The 19875-nt window shown below is 66.7% G+C and carries 19 protein-coding genes and 1 pseudogene; 11 read left to right on the top strand and 9 right to left on the bottom strand.

All coding sequences use genetic code 11. The features are described from left to right. Positions 1-93 precede the first annotated feature (93 nt). The 4 genes from D107_RS0106865 to D107_RS0106880 all read left to right on the top strand — a co-directional run bounded on the left by D107_RS0106865 (position 94) and on the right by D107_RS0106880 (position 5554). Positions 94-693 carry a hypothetical protein gene (locus D107_RS0106865; protein WP_231367127.1) on the top strand — a complete coding sequence of 200 codons (600 nt, stop codon included), beginning with the start codon at positions 94-96 and terminating at the stop codon, positions 691-693. A 61-nt stretch (positions 694-754) separates the two neighbouring features. Then, the gene (locus D107_RS0106870) at positions 755-1882 is read left to right on the top strand and encodes a hypothetical protein (protein ID WP_018881099.1); all 1128 of its coding nucleotides are present in this window, start codon (positions 755-757) and stop codon (positions 1880-1882) included. A gap of 35 nt (positions 1883-1917) precedes the next feature. Then, positions 1918-4737, top strand: coding sequence for an EAL domain-containing protein (locus D107_RS0106875; protein ID WP_018881100.1), 2820 nt, complete (start codon positions 1918-1920; stop codon positions 4735-4737). A gap of 73 nt (positions 4738-4810) precedes the next feature. Beyond that, a complete protein-coding gene (locus D107_RS0106880) occupies positions 4811-5554 on the top strand; it encodes a hypothetical protein (protein WP_018866067.1) in 744 nt (247 codons plus the stop codon). A gap of 36 nt (positions 5555-5590) precedes the next feature. Here D107_RS0106880 and D107_RS0106885 read toward each other — a convergent pair whose 3' ends face one another. Next, positions 5591-6265: a c-type cytochrome gene (locus tag D107_RS0106885; protein WP_018881101.1), complete on the bottom strand. Its 675-nt coding sequence runs from the start codon at positions 6263-6265 to the stop codon at positions 5591-5593. Between the two features lie 14 nt (positions 6266-6279). Beyond that, positions 6280-6819, bottom strand: coding sequence for an HIT family protein (locus D107_RS0106890; protein WP_018866069.1), 540 nt, complete (start codon positions 6817-6819; stop codon positions 6280-6282). 508 nt (positions 6820-7327) lie between these two features. Here D107_RS0106890 and D107_RS0106895 point away from each other — a divergent pair. From D107_RS0106895 to D107_RS0106910, 5 genes and pseudogenes are all read left to right on the top strand, one after another. Next, a complete protein-coding gene (locus D107_RS0106895; protein ID WP_018866070.1) occupies positions 7328-9385 on the top strand; it encodes a sodium-translocating pyrophosphatase in 2058 nt (685 codons plus the stop codon). A 47-nt stretch (positions 9386-9432) separates the two neighbouring features. After that, a complete protein-coding gene (locus tag D107_RS0106900; protein WP_018881102.1) occupies positions 9433-9621 on the top strand; it encodes a hypothetical protein in 189 nt (62 codons plus the stop codon). Positions 9622-9726: 105 nt separating this feature from the next. Further along, positions 9727-9920, top strand: a pseudogene (locus tag D107_RS14270) (hypothetical protein). A 39-nt stretch (positions 9921-9959) separates the two neighbouring features. Beyond that, positions 9960-10439, top strand: coding sequence for a VOC family protein (locus D107_RS0106905; protein ID WP_018881104.1), 480 nt, complete (start codon positions 9960-9962; stop codon positions 10437-10439). A 1-nt stretch (position 10440) separates the two neighbouring features. Further along, positions 10441-10905 carry an SRPBCC family protein gene (locus tag D107_RS0106910; RefSeq protein ID WP_018866073.1) on the top strand — a complete coding sequence of 155 codons (465 nt, stop codon included), beginning with the start codon at positions 10441-10443 and terminating at the stop codon, positions 10903-10905. 23 nt (positions 10906-10928) lie between these two features. Here the strand turns inward: D107_RS0106910 and D107_RS0106915 are convergent, their stop codons facing one another. From D107_RS0106915 to D107_RS14105, 5 genes are all read right to left on the bottom strand, one after another. Beyond that, complete coding sequence (locus tag D107_RS0106915) at positions 10929-11402, bottom strand: SgcJ/EcaC family oxidoreductase (protein WP_018866074.1); 474 nt, start codon at positions 11400-11402, stop codon at positions 10929-10931. A gap of 101 nt (positions 11403-11503) precedes the next feature. After that, a complete protein-coding gene (locus D107_RS0106920) occupies positions 11504-13036 on the bottom strand; it encodes an L-lactate permease (protein WP_018866075.1) in 1533 nt (510 codons plus the stop codon). A 374-nt stretch (positions 13037-13410) separates the two neighbouring features. Continuing rightward, entirely contained in the window at positions 13411-13758 is a 348-nt protein-coding gene (locus D107_RS0106925; protein WP_018881105.1) for a hypothetical protein, read from the bottom strand. Positions 13759-14398: 640 nt separating this feature from the next. Next, a complete protein-coding gene (locus D107_RS0106930) occupies positions 14399-15055 on the bottom strand; it encodes an MOSC domain-containing protein (protein WP_018881106.1) in 657 nt (218 codons plus the stop codon). Positions 15056-15127: 72 nt separating this feature from the next. Continuing rightward, positions 15128-15271, bottom strand: a complete 144-nt coding sequence (locus D107_RS14105) for a hypothetical protein (protein ID WP_018881107.1) — start codon at positions 15269-15271, stop codon at positions 15128-15130. A 137-nt stretch (positions 15272-15408) separates the two neighbouring features. On the opposite strand from D107_RS14105, the gene D107_RS0106940 reads away from it, so the two are divergent. Continuing rightward, complete coding sequence (locus tag D107_RS0106940; protein WP_018881108.1) at positions 15409-16536, top strand: site-2 protease family protein; 1128 nt, start codon at positions 15409-15411, stop codon at positions 16534-16536. A gap of 155 nt (positions 16537-16691) precedes the next feature. Here the strand turns inward: D107_RS0106940 and D107_RS0106945 are convergent, their stop codons facing one another. Then, positions 16692-17759: a triacylglycerol lipase gene (locus tag D107_RS0106945; protein ID WP_018881109.1), complete on the bottom strand. Its 1068-nt coding sequence runs from the start codon at positions 17757-17759 to the stop codon at positions 16692-16694. A 112-nt stretch (positions 17760-17871) separates the two neighbouring features. Here D107_RS0106945 and D107_RS0106950 point away from each other — a divergent pair, with 112 nt between their 5' ends. Continuing rightward, positions 17872-18567: a DUF4197 domain-containing protein gene (locus D107_RS0106950; protein ID WP_018876344.1), complete on the top strand. Its 696-nt coding sequence runs from the start codon at positions 17872-17874 to the stop codon at positions 18565-18567. On the opposite strand, the gene D107_RS0106955 is transcribed toward D107_RS0106950, so the two are convergent. Beyond that, positions 18561-19790 carry a bifunctional diguanylate cyclase/phosphodiesterase gene (locus D107_RS0106955; RefSeq protein ID WP_018881110.1) on the bottom strand — a complete coding sequence of 410 codons (1230 nt, stop codon included), beginning with the start codon at positions 19788-19790 and terminating at the stop codon, positions 18561-18563. The two genes, D107_RS0106950 and D107_RS0106955, sit on opposite strands and share 7 nt — an antisense overlap. Between the last annotated feature and the right edge of the window lie 85 nt (positions 19791-19875).

Genomic DNA, 19875 nt, shown 5'->3' on the forward strand with positions numbered 1-19875 from the left:
ATCCGGGCGCGCAGGCGAGTAGATTTCGGTGAGCAGCCCAGTACAATCCGGAGCTTGAGTGTTGCAGTCCTGACAAGCCCGCGAAGGAGACCGATGTTTCGTATCCGGGAAAGTCAGGATCGGCGAGATGCGGCTGATTCACGCCATGGGTCCGGTTCCTCCGGATGCCTGACAGGAAAGGGAGCGCCCATCATCTGTCCTGCTAACCGTAATCTTCCCTCTGCGGGATCTGCTGGTGCGTGCGTCCCTGATCGACGTGGCGCGCTTCGGCTTTTCATCGCGCTTTGGGTGGGTGTCGCTTTCGGCATCGCAGGTCTGTCCAAGGCGGATGATGAAGCGGTATTTGTGGTCGCCCATCCGAGCGTGGCGACCCAGACCCTGACCCGCGACACCACCCGGGCCTTGTTTGGCATGCGCCAGCGCAGCTGGCCGGACGGCGAGATCGCGCGCGTGTTCGTGCTGGGGGACAACGACCCCGTGCATGTGCGCTTTGCGAAGGAAGAGCTCGGGGTATTCCCCCATCAATTACGCCTCGCGTGGGACCGAGCGGTATTTTCCGGCACCGGCCAGGCACCCCGTCGAGTGGGATCTCTGTCGGAGATGCATGAGCGTGTGGGCACCACGCCCGGCGCGGTTGGCTACCTCACAAAGGAGTACCTGGATGAGCGTATCCAAGTCATCGAGATGGAATAAGGTGCGGCCTGCCCTGGGCGGGACCCTGCTACTGATTGCGTCATCGGCGGCTGGCCCGGCGATGGCCGACGAGGGTGCGCTGGGGACCTTGCAGCTGCACGGGTTTCTCAGCCAGGGCTGGGTGACGACAGACTACAACAACTTTTTCGGATCCAGCAGCGACGGCGGCGGCAGCTTCGACTTCACGGAGCTTGGGGCCAACGCCTCCCTAAGGCCCCGCGAAGACTTGCTGCTCTCGGCGCAAGTGCTCAGCCGGCGTGCCGGGGAGATCGGGGATGGTGGTCGGCCGAAACTGGATCATGGTTTGCTCGACTACCAGGCGCTATCCGGGCCCGAGCGAACGGTGGGTGTGCAGCTAGGGCGAGTGAAAAATCCTTTCGGCCTCTACAATCAAACCCGCGATATGCCCTTTACCCGGCCGGGCATCCTTCTGCCTCAATCCATCTATTTTGATCGTGCCCGTTCGTTGGCGCTGGCCTCGGACGGTGGCAAGGCCTATTTCGAGGAGCGGATAGGCGATGCCGGGCGCCTGCGCGGCGAGGTCGGTTTCGGACGGCCTCAGGCCGATGAAGACCTGCAAGGTGCGCTGCGCCTGGATAGCGTCCCGGGTTCCATCGAGCCGCGTAACTCGGCGATCGCGCAGCTGCTCTACGAGCACGACGGTGGCCGTGTGGTCGCTGGACTGAGTGCTGCTCAGGTCGAGGCACGCTTTGAGCGCGATGGTGGGGCCGACGGGCAGTTTGAATTCGAGCCCTGGATTCTTTCCCTCCAGTACAACCAGCCACTGTGGAGCCTGACCGGTGAATATGCGCTGCGTCATTCCAGCATGGAGGGACTAAGCGACCTCGGGGCCGATTTCGATATCACCGGGGAGAGTTGGTATCTGCAGTACTCGCGTCGCTTCAGTGATGACTGGGAATGGTTGATTCGTTACGACAGCCTGGTGGTCGATCGCAGTGACCGTTCCGGACGTGGCTTTGCAGCCGCTACTGGCCTGCCGGCACATGCGCGCTACGCCGAAGACTGGACCGTTGGCTTGCGCTGGCATCCGCACCCGCAGGTCATGCTGGGGGCGGAGTATCACCACATCGAAGGTACGGGCTGGTTGCCATCCGGTGACAATCCCGACCCATCCGAGACCCGGAAGCGCTGGAACATGCTGATGTTGCAGCTCTCCCTGCGTTTTTGAAACCGGCCGGAACGCAATAGAACGGGCACCTGGGGATGACGAAGCCACACACATCGCATTCGCGCATCCGGGTGGGACTCACGGGGCGGCTTATTGTGCTGACCAGTCTGGTGCTGGTCGGTCTGGTAGCGCTGATTACCACGCTGGGCCATGACATCCTGGAAAGCCAGTTCCAGCAGGAGCGCGAGGACAGTCACGCTCGCGAGCAACGCGAGATGCGGCTGGCGCTGGAACGTGCCGAGGACAGCCTGCAGCAATTGGCAGCCGTGGTGGCGGCGGCGCCGGGCTTGTCCCGTGCGCTCGAGCAGCGAGACAAGATACTGGCCGATCAGGTGTTGGCGACCCAATGGCCCACGTTGGAACTGGACGCCGGAGTGGCGCAGGTCCGGATCTATCTCGAATCGGGGCGTCTGCTCTCCAGCCGAGGTGACGACGACAGCCTGACGCCCGGGCTCGTCGAAGATTGGCTGGATCGGGTCCGCGACACAGAGCGGCCTCACAGCGATCTGCGCTGTGCAGCCGACTGTCTTATCCACAGTCTGGTACCGGTGCTGGTGGATGGGGAAATGGCGGGGACTGTGCTGGTTTCCCGGTCTCTGGCCGATCTCACCCAACAGGTCCGTAACGTGTCCGGCAGTGAGGTTGCCCTGTTATTGCGCAGCGCAGGGCAGCCCGAAACGGGGGATATGCTCCGTCAGGTGCCGGAATGGGGCGGGCATCTCCTGGCGATCACCCGGATCGAACAGACGTTGCCGACCCTGCGCGCCATGGCCGAGGAGGTGGCGTGGTCCTCGCTGTCTCGGGATCCAGTGACGTTCAAGGATGGGTCGCGGGTTCTGGAAGTCCAGGCGCTCCCGCTTGCGGGCCATGGCGGCACGGATACCGATGTTGAGGGGTACTTGCTGTCCCTCTCGGATATCTCCTCTCAGGTCGCTGCCATCCGGGAGCACACCCGTAACCTGTTCCTCGCCGGGATGACCGGTTGGGTGATCGCGGAGGTCATCGTGTTGCTGATCGTCTGGCCACCGATGCGGCGCCTGTATCGACTGGCTGAGGTGCTGCCGGGGCTGGCCAGCGGTGGCTTCGCGCGGACCCGGGAGGTGATTCCGGAACCGCGCCGGCGGTTTCAGGACGAGATTGATGAACTGGAGACCACGACCCTGGATCTGGCCGATCAGCTGGAGACCCTGGAGGGCACGGTGCAGAACCGGGATCAGCAGCTGGCGGCGCAGATCCAGGCACTGGCGCGCGAGCGCGATTTCATCGGTAGCCTTCTGGACACGGCACGGGTGTTTATCATCAGCCAGGATTCGGACGGGCGGATCACCCTGGTCAATGAATACACGACGACCGTGCTTGAGCATTCCGAGGAGGACTTGATCGGCCGGACGTTTGACGAGGTCTTGCCCATCGGATCTGCCGTCCTGGATGGAGATGTCCAGCAGGGGGAGGAAGAACGTTCGTTGCGCACGCCCGGTGGTGAGGAACGAGTGGTCGTTTGGTACCACGCGCCGCTTCCCGGGGATGAGCCGGGCCGGATCTCCGTGGGGCTGGACATCAGCGAACGCAAGGCCGCCGAGGCTCGACTGACCTGGCTGGCCCAGCGCGATCCGCTCACCGAACTCTACAATCGCCGCTACTTCCATGAGGCGCTGGATCAGGCCCTTGCCAAGGGTGCCCATGGCGCCGTCCTGTTGATGGACCTGGATCAGTTCCGGGATGTGAACGAGCTACGGGGCTACCACGCCGGGGACGAGTTGCTGCGCCGAGTGGGCCATACCCTGTACGAGTATCTGGGATACCGCGGCGTAATCGCGCGCCTGGGCGGTGACGAGTTCGCCCTGTTGCTGGAGGGCGCGAGCGACGATCAGGCCATGTACGTGGCGCAGTACGTGGTGAAGCTGCTGGAGGATGTGGATCTCGCCATCGGTGAGCAGCGCCATCGAGTGTCGGCCAGCATCGGTATTGCCCGTTTCCCGGAGCACGGCGCTACGCCCGCTGACCTGATGGCAAGCGCCGATGTGGCGATGTATCAGGCGAAAGAGGGAGGGCCTCAACGCTGGCACATGCTGCACGCGGTGGAAGACGTCAGGGATGAACTGGAGCAGCGGGTCTACTGGGTGGACCAGTTGCACAAGGCGCTGAAGACCAACACTTTTGAGCTGATGGTTCAGCCCATTGTGCGCCTGAGTGACCGCAGCGTGCGTCACTATGAGGTGCTGCTGCGTATGCACGGTGGTGAAGGCGAGTTACTGATGCCGGGACGTTTTATCCCCTTTGCCGAGCGCAGTGGTCAGATCGTGCAGCTGGATCGTTGGGTGCTGCGCGCGGCGCTGCAGTTGTTGGGCAGGATTCAGGACGAAGACATCAGTCTGGCCGTGAACCTCTCCGGGCAGTCATTGCATGACGACTACCTTACGGATTACCTGGCCGAGGAGTTGCGCGCCAGTGGTGCCAACCCACGGCAACTCATCCTGGAAGTGACCGAGACCGCAGCCGTCAGCGACTTTTCCACGGCACGGGGTGTGCTGACCGGCATACGCGCGCTTGGATGCCGCGCGGCACTGGATGACTTTGGGGTGGGGTTCAGCAGTTTCCACTACCTGGGCCAGCTGCCAGTGGACTACATCAAGATCGACGGAAGCTTTACTCGTAGACTCGTGGATGACCATGAAAGTCGGGTCATTGTCCGGGCGATCGCAGATCTTGCGGTTGGCCTTGGCAAGGAGGCGATCGCTGAATTCGTTGATCAGGAGGCGATTATTCCCATCCTGCAGGACTACCGGGTTGCCCTTGGACAGGGCTACCACCTGGGCCAGCCGGTGCCCGCGTCGGAAGTGTTCGGGGGCCTCTGAAGACGAGCACCGCAACATAAAGAGGACACGCACTATGAGTTCTGCGGATGCAGGTGTGTGTCGTTGGAGGGGGATGCGGGGTCTCGCGAACAGTCGAGAACGCGAGGATGCGCTGGCGGAGCGGTCGGGCGCGGGCGCGTTCTGGCCTGGACGCGGCCGCTCGGTTCGACGCGTCGCGCCCCGGGTCGCCGCCGGTGTGGTAGTCACGTTGCTCGTGATCAGTGGTTGCACGCCGTCGGGGGAGGAAGAGCATCCGTCCGGGTACGGCGAGGCGTCCGTGCAGGCGCCGCTCGACATCCGTGAGGCGTCTGTTCGGACGGCGGAGGGTGCCACGCTCCTTGGCATTGAAGACCTGCCCGGCGATATCCAGGTGGACGCGCAGAACGCCTTCGGTGCGACAACGCGATTCCGGGAGGCCAGGGCATCCCCGGATGATGCCTGGGTAGCGGTGGTCACCAGCGGTGCGGCCCACAGCGCCGGCTGGCTGGTGCGGGCGGACAGCGGCGCGGCGAGCCCGGCGGCGTTTCAGTACGGGGGCCGCGTCACGATCGGGCCCTGGAGCGACGATGGGCGCCATGTGGTGTTCGCGCAGGAAGGACCTGCAGGGAACCGTACCTTGACGGTCGTGGATCGCGAATCGCTGGGCGACTCGGTGGAAGCGAATGCGATCCCAGTGCGTGTTGAGCACCACGGGGAGCTGGATCCGGAGGCGCAACGCTACGAGGCGCTGGGCTGGGTGGAGGGAACTCTTCGGTTCCGCCTCGGCGACGAACCATGGGTGTTTGATCCGGCCTCGGGGGCGGTGGAAGCGGGGTAGTGCCAGGCCGAATGGACAGGTTGCCTCGAGCTCTGGTTACTCGCCGCGGGCCGGCAGGGAGGCGTAGTAGGCCGCGAGTGCCGCCATTTCTTCCTCTTCCAGTTCGCTCACGATGCCCTGCATCAGGCCGGCAAGGGACGTCTCGCGCGCACCGTGGGCATAAGCCTGGAGCTGTGCCATCAGATAGCGGGGCGGGTGGCCGGCCAGCGGCGGCAGGCTGGGGTTCCGTTCGCGTCCTTCGTTCCCATGGCAGGAGGCGCAGGACTGGACGTTGCGTTCCGGCAATCCTGCAAGGGCAATCTCGCGCCCTCGTTCCGCCAGATCGCCCGGCACGTCATGCGGGCCGCCCGCCGGTTCCATCTCCGCGTAGTGCCGGCTGATCGCTTCGATCTCTTCGTCGTTCAGGTGCTGGGCGATCCGCGCCATGGTGGCGTTCGGGCGCAGGCCGTCCCGGTAGGCCTCCAGCTGCTCCACCAGGTATTGCTCCGGCAGCCCCGCCAGGCGCGGGAACGGCGGCTGCGACTGGCCCTGACCCTGTTCGCCATGGCACTGGATGCAGGCGGTCGCCCCGCGGTCCTTGCCTTCCTGGGCAATGCGTGCACCGAGGTCCTCGTCCCCGCTGGCACTGGCCGTCGGCAGACCCAACGATGCCGCGGTCAGTGCGAGCCAGGCGACTGCGCCGAGGGGTTGGTGGAGGGGTGCCACGCGCATGGCATTGGCGTTGTTCAGGCCGTGTCGGTGCGTACGCCCGGGTGGGCATGGCGGTGGTAGTTCGCGCGATCCGGGATGACGTTGCGGATGCCGCCGCGAGGGTCTTCGACGTCGCCCGCGTAGCGCGGCAGCAGGATCACGTGCAGGTGGTCGATGCTGCGCCCGGCCATGCGGCCGTCGTTGTTGCCGACGGTATAGGCATCGGGCGGATTGCCCAGGAAGGGCAGGTCCAGGACGTTGTCGATGTGGTCCTTGGGGCGCTCGCGGAGGTCTTCGCGGACGCGCATGTTGCGGTACAGCTTCTCCAGGTCCGTGGCTTCGATGACCCGGCGCACGCCGTGAAGCGCGTCGAAGTAGTCCGCCTGTTCGGTGTCGTCGAGGTCGAACAGGGAGACCACGTGGCGCCGGGGAATGACGAGTGCGTGCCCGGGGTTGACCGGATTGGTGTCGAACAGGGCGACGAACGAGCGGTTCTCGTAGATCAGCGGGTCGGCCAGGCCGGCGGATACCCGGCAGAAGTAGCAGTTCGGGGTGGCTGGTTGGGCACTGGTCATGGGGAGGCCTGCGAGTAGGGGCTTGCGTCAGTTGGAAAGTGGCGGATTTTACGCGACTTCCGCGCTTGCGTGCCCGCGTCCCTGTATGCGGCGAATCGGATACGCGGTGTGGCCGCGGGACGAATCGGGCCCGGTCGTGCGCGATCAACGCTCTTGTGAACGGTAATGTCGGCGCAGGTTCCGAAAACCCTGATGGCTGCATGGCTTGACGGCCGGGATCGCACCACGTAAGTTCCCTAGCATTGTAAGGGGTTTTTGCGGTCCGGTCACTGAGTGATCTCCCGGCCGACCCACCATCCCCCGATACGTTTGTCGAGGCTGTACGCCCGCGCCAGCGGCCGCCGCGCGCCTCGACGACCGGTCGCGCGCAGGCACGACCGGGCTGCACAAACCGGATGTCCGGGCCTGGCCCGGGCGGCGGCGTCGCGCCTGGCGCGTTCTTCTTGAACGTCGCGGGTGCCCGCTGCGCCGGAGGAGTTTGTGTCACGACGTATCGAAGGGGGAGCTCATGTCCATGCCACTTTCCGGCCTCGTGTTTGCGCTGCTGTGCGGCGTTGTCGCGCTGGTCTACGGTCTGTTGTCCATCCGCTGGGTACTTTCGCGATCGGAGGGTACCGACGAGATGCGGCGGATCGCCCGCGCGATCCAGGAAGGCGCCTCGGCCTACATGAAGCGGCAGTACACGACCATTGCAGTGGTCGGGGTGGTGCTGTTCGTAGGGCTGTGGCTGGTGATCGGCATCGGCTCCGCGGTCGGGTTTCTGATCGGTGCCGTGCTTTCCGGGGCCGCCGGGTTCATTGGCATGCATGTGGCGGTGCGCGCCAATGTGCGCACGGCGGCGGCTGCGAAGTCGAGCCTGGAGGCGGCGATGGATGTGGCCTTCCGCGGGGGCGCGGTGACCGGCCTGCTGGTGGTCGGGCTCGGGCTGCTGGGGGTGGCGGGCTATTTCGCCGTGCTCTGGTGGCTGACACCGGAGGGGGGCGATGTGGGACTTTCGCCCCTGGTCGGGCTGGCCCTGGGCGGTTCGCTGATCTCCATCTTTGCCCGTGTGGGCGGTGGCATCTTCACCAAGGGCGCGGATGTCGGGGCGGACCTGGTGGGCAAGGTCGAGGCCGGTATTCCGGAGGATGACCCGCGGAACCCGGCGGTGATCGCCGACAACGTGGGCGACAACGTGGGCGACTGCGCCGGGATGGCCGCGGACCTGTTCGAGACCTATGCAGTGACCATCATCGCGACGATGATCCTGGGCACGCTGCTGATTCCCGAGCTGGGGCTGATGGCCGCGGTGTATCCGCTGGTGCTGGGTGGCGGCGCGATCCTGGCCTCGATCATCGGTACCTTCGTGGTCAAGGCGCGCGAGGGTTCCGAGATTATCCGGGGGCTCTACAAGGGGCTAATCGTCTCGGGGGGGCTGGCTGCCGTGGCATTCCTGCCCATTACCCTGGTGCTGGTTCCGGATACCGCGCTGGCCAACAACATGGGGATCGAGAGCGGGGCCGCGCTGCGCCTGTACGGGGCGGCACTGGTGGGGCTGGTCCTGACCGGCGTCATTATGGTGGCGACGGACTACTACACCTCCACGGTCTTCCGGCCGGTTCGCCATCTGGCCGAGGCCTCCACGACCGGTCACGCGACCAACATCATCGCCGGGCTGGCGCTGTCGATGAAGGCGACCGCCGCGCCGGTGCTGGCGGTGTGCGCCGCCATCCTGGTGGCCTATGCCTTTGGCGGGCTCTACGGCATCGCGATCGCCGCGACCACGATGCTGTCGATGACCGGGATCATCGTGGCGATGGACGCCTACGGTCCGATCACGGACAACGCCGGTGGCATCGCGGAGATGGCCGATCTGCCCTCCGAGGTGCGGGACACCACCGATGCGCTGGATTCGGTGGGCAACACCACGAAGGCCGTGACCAAGGGCTACGCCATCGGTTCGGCGGGCCTGGCGGCACTGGTGCTGTTTGCCGACTACACCCACGAGCTGGTGCATCACACCGGGGGTGGGCACAACTTCGAGCTGAGCAATCCGAACGTGATCGTGGGCCTGTTTATCGGCGGCCTGATCCCGTACCTGTTTGCGTCGATGACCATGGAGTCGGTCGGTCGCGCGGCCTCCGGCATCGTGAACGAGGTGCGGCGCCAGTTCCGCGAGATCAGCGGGATCATGGAGGGCACCACGAAGCCGGACTACACTCGAGCCGTGGATATGCTCACCAGTGCGGCGATCCGCGAAATGATCGTGCCCTCGCTGCTGCCGGTGCTGGTCCCCGTTCTGGTCGGCGTGTTCCTGGGTACCGAGGCCCTCGGGGGGCTGCTGATCGGGACGATCGTGACCGGGCTGTTCGTGGCGATCTCGCAGACCGCGGGCGGCGGCGCCTGGGACAACGCGAAGAAGTACATCGAGGACGGGCATCACGGGGGCAAGGGGTCGGAAGCGCACCATGCCGCAGTGACCGGCGACACGGTCGGTGACCCCTACAAGGACACCTCGGGGCCCGCGATCAACCCGCTCATCAAGGTGCTGAACATCATGGCGCTGCTGCTCGTGCCCGTTCTGTAGGGCCCCGAACCGGAAGGAGAATCGACATGCCGAGAATCCGCGTACAAATGGCCCCGGATCTGGAGTTCAACATGGAACTCGACGTCGAGGGCGTCGACTGTGACAGCCGCGACTGGGACGTCCAGCAGCACAAGGCCGAGATCTACGCCGAGTTCGAGCGGCGGCTGAAGGAGGCCTTCCCCGAGGGGGTGAAGATCCACACCTTCGAGTACGGCCTGGCCTGCAAGCCAGGCTGACCGGGTGGGAGGGCACGCGCGCCTGTGTGTCCTCCCGCTGCGCTGCGCAAGCGTGAACCTCGGGGCGGACGGCCGCGGGTCGTACCGCGCCGATGCGAGGATGCCGTGCACAGAAGCCGACTGGGCAACCTCGTGATCGACTGCCGGACGCAGGATCTGGCTGCCGAGGCCCGTTTCTGGGCGAGGGCGCTGGGCTACCCGATGCCCGAAGACTTCGATGCCGACAGAATGGCCATCGCTTCTGTGTCGGGAGCCCCTTTCGGGAAGGCTTCGAACAGGGAGCCAATACTTGGGGGTGAGGTCAGAGTCGTTGGCCCGGGCCTTGCGGGAGGTACGTGATGGCAACCATTCGGCACAAGCTCGTTCCGCATCTGTGGTTTGATCATCAGGCTCGGGAGGCGGCCGAGTTCTACGCGTCGGTGTTCGCAAACTCGTGGGTCGAGCGCTCGGTCACCCTGGAGGGGACCCCCTCCGGCGCGGTGGAGGTGGTCACCTTCTTCGTATTGGGGCAGGAGTTCCAGGCGATTAGTGCGGGTCCGCTGTTCCCGTTCAACGAGTCGATCTCGTTCGTGGTCAAGTGCGATACCCAGCAGGAGATCGACCACTACTGGGACAGGCTGACGGCCGATGGCGGGCAGGCGGTGGAATGCGGCTGGCTGAAGGACAAGTTCGGCCTGTTCTGGCAGATCGTCCCCGCGGTGATGGACGAGATGATGCAGCCCGGTGACCCCGAGGCGCTGGCCCGGGTCACGCAGGCATTCCTGCCGATGAAGAAGTTCGACATCGCGGCGCTCGTTCGCGCGTACGAAGGTCGGTGACGTGGACGTCCGCGGGCCGCACCTGGCCGAGGTGGTCCATCTGACGACCTCGATCGCGCGAGCGCCCGAGGACGTGTACGCCTTCGCGTGCGACCTGAGAAACCTGCCGCTATGGGCGGCGGGGCTGGCGCGTTCAAGCGTGCGGCAGGCGGGGGATGCGTGGGTCGTCGACGGCCCCGTGGGCACGGTCACGCTGCGGTTTGCCCCGGCCAACCCGTTCGGGGTGCTGGATCATGAGGTCGAGCTGCCCACCGGCGCGGTGATCCACAACCCCATGCGCGTGCTGCCGAACGGAGCGGGCAGCGAGTTCGTGTTCAGCCTGTTCCGCCAGCCGGGGACGACGGACGAGCAGTTCCGGGCCGATCGCCGCGCGGTGGAAGACGATCTGAAATGTCTGAAGCGGTTGCTGGAAGAGCGCCGGGATCCCCCTGGCCGGGATGTACCCGGTGAGCACGCCAGCCGTTGAGGCGTTCGCGACCGGGGCCCGGTCTACCGGTGCACCGCGGTGTTCTGGCCGAACCGGATCTGCCAGCCGTGGTGTTCGTCGTGTTCGAGCAGGAAGCTCATGTGGGTGTGCAGTTCCCCGTCGCCGTGGTCCGGCAGGCCCTCGGGCATGGATTCGATACCGGAGACCCGGAACCGGGCCTCGGCGAAGGCGGTGTCTTCACTCAGCAGGGTGATGTCCTGGACGTCCACATCCAGGGAGGTGCCGACAAAGGGGCCCTGCAGAAGCTCCGTATGCCGCCGGGCATTGCCGGCGCGGTTCTCGAAGCGCGTGCCGACCAGATTGACCACTCCAGAATCCTCCGCATAGTCGCGCGCCCAGGCCTCGCCGTCCCCGGCCTCCCAGGCGGCCGCCTTGGCCTCCAGGATCTGCTGGATCGTGTCCTCGGCTGCCCAGGCAGGGGATGCCATTACGGCGGCGAGTGGCAGGGCGGCGAGAAGAAGCGGCTTGGCGAACATGCGATCTCCGGGGTGTGGGGTTCCGCCCCCCGGTGTACAGGAGTGTGGCCGGCGACGCCAGCCCCGAGCCACGGGGCCACGGCGCAGGCGCCGGACGGGCGCTACCAGGCGAGGGCGAGCAGGCCCGCGCCGACGCACACCACGATGACCGGGACGATGGTCTCGCGGATCACCTGACCCTCGCGGGCCTGCAGCCCGGCGGCCCCGGCCGCCATGGCGATGTTGTGCAGCGAGATCATGTTGCCCACCCCGGCACCGATCAGTTGCAGCGCCAGCACGGTCGGAATCGCCATGCCCAGGGCGTCGGCGGTATCGGCCTGGAGTTGCGCGAACAACAGGTTGGAGACGGTGGCGCTGCCGGTCATGAACGAGCCCAGGGCGCCGATAAAGGCGCTGAACATCACGAATGTGCCGCCCAGGATCTCCGCCAGTCCCTGGCCCAGGACCTGTGGCATCGACGGCAGGCCGGCCGCGTTGTGGCCGGAGGTCAGCAGGAGCTGGGTGAGGGCGATGATAAAGGCCAGCACGATCGCGGCGACGCGCAGCTTGGTCCAGGTGGCGGCGACGGCCTGGGCCAGCGTGGGGCGGCTCACGCGGAACAGCACCAAGGCGGTGAGCAGGGCAAGACCAAAGTAGAAATACGGGGTGTACAGCGGGGTCAGGCTCTGGCCGAGTTCGATCTCCCGAAACGCCCCGGGCGACCAGCGCACGGACTGCAGGGCCTCGCGCAGGGGCATGATGGTCCGCGACGCGATCAGGGCAACGGCCATTACCGCGAAGGGGACGAAGGCCAGCAGGACGCGTCCGACCGGGGCCTGCTCGACTTCCTCCCGTCGCTCGTGGCCGGGCAGCAGGAAGCCGCGGTGGGCCGCCAGGGCAATGATCGCCATGGCCGCCACGCCCCCGATGATGGACGGCAGCTCAGGCCCCACCAGCCAGGCAACCAGCAGGTACGGGATGCCGAAGGCCAGGGCCGACAGAACGGCGAACGGCACGAATGCGCGGAAGCGCCCGCGTTCCTCGCCCAGGGTGGCGACCCAGACCATGAACAGCGTGACAAACGGCGCCAGAGCGGTGTGGATCACGGCCGTCTGCAGCACCGCGGAGCGGGTGGTTTCCGCATCCAGGCCGAGGCCGGCGAAGCCGATGATCACGGGGGTGCCGGCCGCACCGAAAGGGACGGCGGTGCTGTTGCCGATCAGGGCGATGGCGACGGCCTTTAGCGGCCGCATCCCGAAGTAGACCAGTAGCGGGGCGGCCAGCACCGCGGGGGTGCCAAAACCGGCGATGCCCTCGACGAAGCTGACCAGCCCCCAGCCGAGGAGCATGGCCAGTACCCGGTGGTCGCGCGAGACGCTGGCGATCACCGACTGGATCGCGCTCATGTGCCCCGTACCGATCATCACGTTCAGCACCAGCAGCGCCAGTACGATGATCAGCAGGACCTCCACGAACACGACCGCGGCGTCCAGCAGACTGGCCACCAGCACGGGGCCCGATACCTCCCAGACCAGGACGGCCAGCACGAGTGTGGCGAGATAGGCGAGCGGCGCGGCCTCGAAGGCCGGGCGGCGCAACGGCACCAGCCATGCGAACAGCAGCAGGAAGGGCACCAGCGTAAGCCAGAACAGCACGATCGCTTCTCCCGCGCGACGCGAATGGGATCATGCTACCCCGTCGCCGAGCGCGCATACACATCGGTGCGGTCGGATCGCTATAGAACAGGCACGCGAACCTGCACAGACAAAGGGATATCCGTCATCGGTCACACCGCTTGGAGAACCGGTGGAAATCGTTCGGAGGGGATGCGAGGGGGCGGAGGAAGGTGTTCGGCTCCGGGCCACCAGGACTTGCGTCGGCTCGGGAAAGCCCATGGCGCGTGCCATGGGCAGGAAGGCTCAGGGGGTAAAGGGGATACCCCCGCTGGTTCGATGACCCCGGGCATCGCTCCCCGGGGAGCAGGCAGTACAGGCCGGCCGAAGGGGCCGGCCTGTCGACGGACCTGGTTTCAGTCTTCTTCCTCCTCGGTGTCATTCCCCAGGTCGATGCCACCTTCGGCATCGGTTTCGGCTTCGGCGCCGTCATCACCCATCCGGGTGTCCGCGCCGGCACCTGCGCCCATACCGCCTTCGGCACCCGGGGCCCGACCGTCACCGGTCGCACCGCCGGCCGCGCCACCGGAGGCCTCGGACCCCCGTTCGGAGCCGCCGGCCATTCCGCCACTGGCCTCGGCTCCGGTTTCGGCCGCTCCTTCTGCCGACCCGCCAAGGTCTTGGGCCTGGGCGGCGCCCACGGCGCCGACGGTGAACAGCGAACTCAGTGCGATGGCAATGGCTGTCTTGCGAACGTTCCACATAGTTTTGCTCCTGCGATTTGAACAAAGCACCGCCGGGGTGGCGCCCTGCGGGGGTGCGCCCCGGCTGTGTGCAACCCATGGATAGCGTGGCCGGAAATCGCGTTAAAGCCTGTGCGTCAGGAGTTGACCGCCAGTTCACAGACGTAGGCGGCGCGTTGTGGAGTGGTTCGCGTGCGCACCGGCACGAGCTCTCCGGATTGGCCACGCGATTCGGCCAGTCGCGCAAGTCGGCGATGCGTCGAGCGCAGTGCACAGGGGGCATGTGAGCGGTGAGGGTTGCGCTGTTCTACCCGGGGGATGGCTTGTCGGCAAGTCGGCGGTGGGCGCTGGGGCCTGCCAGGGAAACACCGATCCACGTACACGCTCGCGCTCGAGTCGCTTTTGCGTGCGTTTAATGCGCGGTGACCGCCGTGCAGTCATTCTGCTGCAGGTGAGCCGCAACGCCGTGCGCGCGCGCATTTTTGATCAACAACGGGCGGCCGGGCCCCTTCGTTGATTAAGTTGTGGGGTTGGTGCCCCGGGTTCCCCGATCCTGCGTTGCGCCTCGAATCAATTAGAAACGGGCGGGTAGAACCACTACCCGCGGCATGCCACGCCTTGCATCGGAAAACCTGGGGGCCAACGCGAGCGTGCAGATTGATCAGTGTTTGCCAAGGCCGCGCAGCTTTCTTCGGGCCTTATCGCGCCAGTTGGCGGCCAGGGCCTCGCAGTCCGCGAGCTGTTCCAGGGGCGTGCGCTGGTTGTGCTGGTAGACCGCCGCCATGGCGGCGGCGATGCTGAGGGTGTCGGGCAGGCGTTCAAGCCGTTCGATGGTGTCGCCCACGCCGAGGGTGCCCGGTTGCAGCACGCGGTAGAACCAGCCACAGCGGCCGGTGTCCTGGACCTCGCGGGCCAGGCCCGGGATGTCGAAGCGTACGTCGAGTTTCCAGCACGGCGTACGGGGCTGGCTGACCTGCACCCGGGCGGTACCGATGCGGTAGATATCGCCGATGTGGACGTTGCGCTCGTCCATGCCGTGGCTGGCGAGGTTCTCGCCAAAGCCGGAGGCGACGAAGCGGGCGGCGTGAGCCGGGTACTGCGCCTGCCAACCGTCGTACCGGTCCAGGCTGTAATGGAGCAGGGCGCGTTCCGGTCCGCCGTGGTTGTCCGGGTCCGCCTGCTCGTCACCGTCCAGGCCCAGGGGCCCCACCGCGAGCGGGCCGGCCACCGGCTGCTTGTCGATGGCGCTGGCGCGGCCTCGGGCGTAGTCGGGGGCCGCGCGGCCGGTGTAGAGGCCGATGAGTCGGTTGGCGGTCATACGGGTGCGGTCCCGGGCTTGCGCATGGTCTCGACGATACAACAGGTCCGCGTCCGCGTGACGCCGGCTCGCTCAGCGCCCGGCCAGATAGAGCAGCCGCGCGATGAAGGCGATACCCAGGATGATCCAGCCAATGGGGTAGGGCAGGATGCCGGAGAAGAACGCGGTCAGGCTGACGACGAGCAGGGCGCCGATGATAAGCAGGGGGATATCCATGGCATTGAGAGCGATCCCGGCGGCGGATGTTCCGCAAGCCCCGTGCCTCCCGACAGCCAAGTGCTCCGCGCCATAATACGGACCACGCCGGTACCGCTCATGGTATCGGGGAGCCTGGCGCCGCAAGGAGTTGCTGCATGTTCAAGACCGTCCTGATCCTTGGCCATATCCGCGGGATTCGTATCCAGCTCCACATCAGCTGGGTATTCATTCTGGTCCTGCTGGTGGCCAGCATGAGCACGGGCTTTCACCATCAATACCCGGAGTGGAGTCTGGCCATGGCGGCCGCCACCGCGCTGGTGACGGCCCTGCTGTTCTTTGCGTCCATCCTGGCCCATGAACTGGGGCACAGCATCGTCGCGCTGCGGCGCGGGGTACCGGTGGAGTCCATCACGCTGTTCATCTTCGGCGGCGTGGCGCAGATGGAGCGGGACCCGGAGCGGGCCGAGGACGAGTTCTGGATCGCCATTGCCGGGCCCGCGGTGAGCGTGGCACTGGCGCTCGCTTTCGCCGCGCTCGCGCGGGCCACCGCGGACGGGTACGAGCCGATCCCGGTGGCCCTTGGCTGGCTCGCGCTGATCAACCTGGTCGTGGCGATCTTCAACCTGATCCCCGGGTTTCCGCTGGATGGCGGGCGGGTGTTCCGCGCGGTGATCTGGAAGCTCACGGGTGATGCGCGCCGCGCCATCCAGGCGGCCGTGTGGGGCGGGCGCGTAGTGGCGTTCCTGCTGTTTGGCTTCGCCTTCTGGAACCTGGTGGTGATCGGCAACCTGATCGGTGGGCTGTGGATGATGCTGATTGCCTGGTTCCTGCTGACCATGGCCGAGGGCCAGGGCCGAATGTTCGACATGCGGGAACGCCTGGCCGATGTGCGCGCGCGGGACCTGGCCAGCCCGGATCCGCCCTGCGTGCGCCCGGAGACCACCATCGACGACTGGATTCACCACGATGTGCTGCCGGGCGGGCGCCGGGCCTTTCTGGTGGGTACCCCGGAGTGGGTGCAGGGCCTGGTGAGCCTCAGCGACAGCCGCAAGCTGCCGCGCGAGCAGTGGGCCGCGCGCCGGGTCGACGAGATCATGACCCCGGTGGAGTCGCTGAGCCGGGTGGCGCCAGACACGAAGGCCGAGGCGATCCTGCGCATGATGAGCGAGCGCAACCTCAACCAGATCCCGGTGATGGAGGCCTCCGGGCGCGCGATCGGCTGGATCGAACGCCAGCAACTGCTGCGCACCATCGAGATCCACATGGATCTGCAGCGGCCATAGGCGGGTCGTTCAGGGTGGCGGCGAGCGGGGCTTTTCGGACGTACGTCGGTCGCGATGCTGGCAAAGCCCCGGTTGGTTCCGTCGGTCCGTCGTTCCGTCGTTGCGCCAGGCATGCACGGGCCGGCCGGGACCGCTCGCGGTTGCCGTGGCTTCGGTCAGTCGTTGGCGGGGCGGGCGCGCCACTGGTCGAGGATGTCGAGGATCGGGTCGATGGCGGGGGGCTCGTCCGTCAGCGGGCCTGGGACCAGCAGCCCCCGGTGCGAGGCCTCAAGAATCAGGGGCTCCGGGTGTCCCTCCAGGCTCAGTGACTCCAGCGGTACGACGCCGTCGCCCAGTTCCTCGTCGGTCTGCTCCCACCATTCGCTGATGCGTCCGGCCACGGCCTCCAGGTCGATCTGCTCGTCCAGCGCGGCGAGGCTCTCGCGCATGGCGGGGGTGGGTTCGGGGAGCTTGCCACCGATGATGCGGACCGGGATCGCCTCGGACCAGGGACGGGCATTCAGTTCGGCCAGGAAGGGGCTGTCGGGACGCAGGTCGATCTTGGCGGCGCCGGTGCCGTCGCGCAGTCCGGCGAACAGCGAGAAGCGCTGCTCCTGGAGGTCGGCCAGCCACTCGCGTACCTCCAGCCAGACCCGCAGCCGTGCCCATTCGGAGCCGTGGTTGGGGGTGGCGACGAGGATGACACCGGCCACTGGCCGCCCCCCGACCCGGGGCGGCTTGCCCTCGGGGTGCCGGTAGCGCGTCACGAAATCGCGGATCACCAGGCCACCCATGCTGTGACCGATCAGGATCAGCGGGGCATCGCCCTCGAGTTGCCCCCAGTGTTCCGCCAGGAGGTCCGTGCTGTGGTCGATGGCCTGGTCGTTGGGGTAGCGGAACTCCCAGCCGTTGAGGCCGGCTTCGTCCAGCGCCGGCGCGAGCGTATCCCAGATATCGCCAGGCTCGTCCAGCCCGTGCAGGAGCAAGACGTCCGGCGGGTGGTCCTCGGCGAAGCGCTCGGATCGGGGAATGAATCCGAGCAGCTCGTCGGGAAGCTCCATGGCCTCCGGAAACCACTCGCTCAGGCGGTCCTGCACCTCCACGCGCAGTTCGCGCTCCTGCTCCGGGTTGTGTTCGGCCCAGCCGACCCAGATTGTCAGCGCGAGCAGGGGCAGGCCCACCAGGATCAGGAAGGCCGCGAGGCGCCGGCGGCGCCGGGACGAATCGGGACGGGGGGCGTTCATGTGTTCACCATCGGACAAGCGGGCCGGCGCGGCAAGGGTTGTCGCGGGGTATGGACCGGAGGGTTTTCCACCCTGTGTATCATGACGGGACACCCGTTATGGATCACCTGTTATGCGCCGCGTGTACCTGCTCCCCTGGCTCCTTCTGCCCTTCCTGCTGACGGCCTGCGCCGGTCTGGACGTACGCGATTTCGGGCTGGACGGGGGCGGGGGTGATCGAGCCGAAGAGGCGATCCGCGAGGCCCTGCGCGTCGGGACCGAGCGCACGGTGGAACGCACCGGCCGCGAGGACGGCTACTGGGGGAATGCGCTGATCCGCATCGGCTTGCCACAGGAGCTGGAGCAGGCCGGGGATGTGCTGCGCCGCGTCGGGTTCGCGCGCGAAGTGGAGGACCTGGAGCGGCGCATGAACCGGGCGGCGGAGTCCGCGGCACGGGAGGCGGTGCCGGTGTTTGTCGACGCCATCCGCGGGATGCGTCCCGAAGACGTTCAGGGCGTGCTGCGGGGTGCCGATGATGCCGCCACGCAGTACCTGCGCGGGGCGTCGGAGTCCACCCTGCGCGAGCGCTACATGCCCATTGTCCGGGAGCAGATGGAGCGAGCGGATGTGTATCGCGTGTACCAGCCGCTGCGGGATGCGGCGGGACGCATTCCCGGCCTGGAGGCGCTGGACGTGGATCTGGACCGCTACGTGACCGATCACGCCCTGGACGGCTTGTTCACCATCCTGGCCGACGAGGAGCGCCGTATCCGCGAGGACCCGGCGGCACGCACCACCCAGTTGCTGCGGGAGTACTTCGGTCAGTAGTGAACCGCGTGGAGCGCCCCGGTGCGGGGTTCGTCGGAGAGCAGCAGCGCCGGGATCTCTTTGGCCAGCAGCGGGCGGGCGAAGTAGTAGCCCTGGACGCAGTCGAATCGCAGTTGGCGGCCGATCTCCAGTTGCTCCCGGGTCTCCACCCCTTCGGCGATCGTGCGCAGACCCAGGGAGTCGGCCAGCAGGACGATGCCCCGCGACAGGTCCCGCGCGGACGGATCCAGACCCAGTCCGGAAATGAGCTGGCGGTCGATCTTGAGGATGTCGATGGGGAAGCGATTGAGGTAGGCGAGGGACGAATAGCCGGTTCCGAAGTCGTCGATGGCCAGCGGGACACCCAGCGACTTGAACTGGTGCAGGGTGTCGGTGGCATTGTCCATGGCCAGCACGGTTTCCGTCAGTTCGATGTGGAGCAGCTCCGGCGGGAGTTGATGCCGCTCTAGCGCGGCCGCGACGTGGGCCGCCATTTCGGGTCGCACGATGTCGTGTGCCGAGAGATTGATCGCGACGTACCAGGGTGGGTGGCCATGCTTGGTGGCCTGGGCCCTCCATTCAGCGGCCTGGCGGCAGCCCTCGTTCAGCACCCGGTCGCTGATGTCGTGGATCAGCGAGGAGTCCTCCGCTACATCCAGGAAGTCGGCCGGGGCGAGTTCGCCGCGAATGGGGTGCTGCCAGCGGATCAGTGCCTCGACCCCGACGTGGCGTTCCAGCTCCAGGGAGTAGATCGGCTGGTAGCGCAGGAAGAACTCGTTGTGCCGAAGCCCGCGCCGGATATCGAATTCCTGGCGCATCCGCCGCAGCTCCTCGGTAACCGGATGCAGCGCCGGGATGACCAGCCAGGCCATCAGTTGTCCGATGCCGATGAAGAAGCCGGTGCGCGTCAGCCAGCGCTCGGTCTCCTGGGCGGTGCCGGCCGCGACATCCACCGGCGTCAGGGGGCCGGCCAGCACGCCGGCGACCAGGGCCACGACCAGCGCGGTGCTGGCGCCGAAGCGCGCTGCGGCGAACAGGATGGGAACGTAATAGAAATGCGGGACGATACTGTCGGCCCCGCCCGCCGTGTAGACGATCAGCCAGGAAAGGATCAGCCCACCGAGGATCAGCGCACTCGCGGTGACAAACGACATGCCGACCCAGGCGCGCAGGGTCGTGCGGGCGAGGTGGTCGGAATACCGAAGGCCGCCGGCTGAGGGGGGAGCCGATTCGAACCTGGACATCGCGCACTTCCTTTGGCCGATCCCGGGCCGGTTGCTGCAGTGCGGGCCGCCTCATTGCGGGGCGCGGCTCTCGGCCGCGATCCGG

It is taken from the genome of Thioalkalivibrio sp. ALE30 (assembly GCF_000377465.1).
GTDB lineage: Bacteria > Pseudomonadota > Gammaproteobacteria > Ectothiorhodospirales > Ectothiorhodospiraceae > Thioalkalivibrio.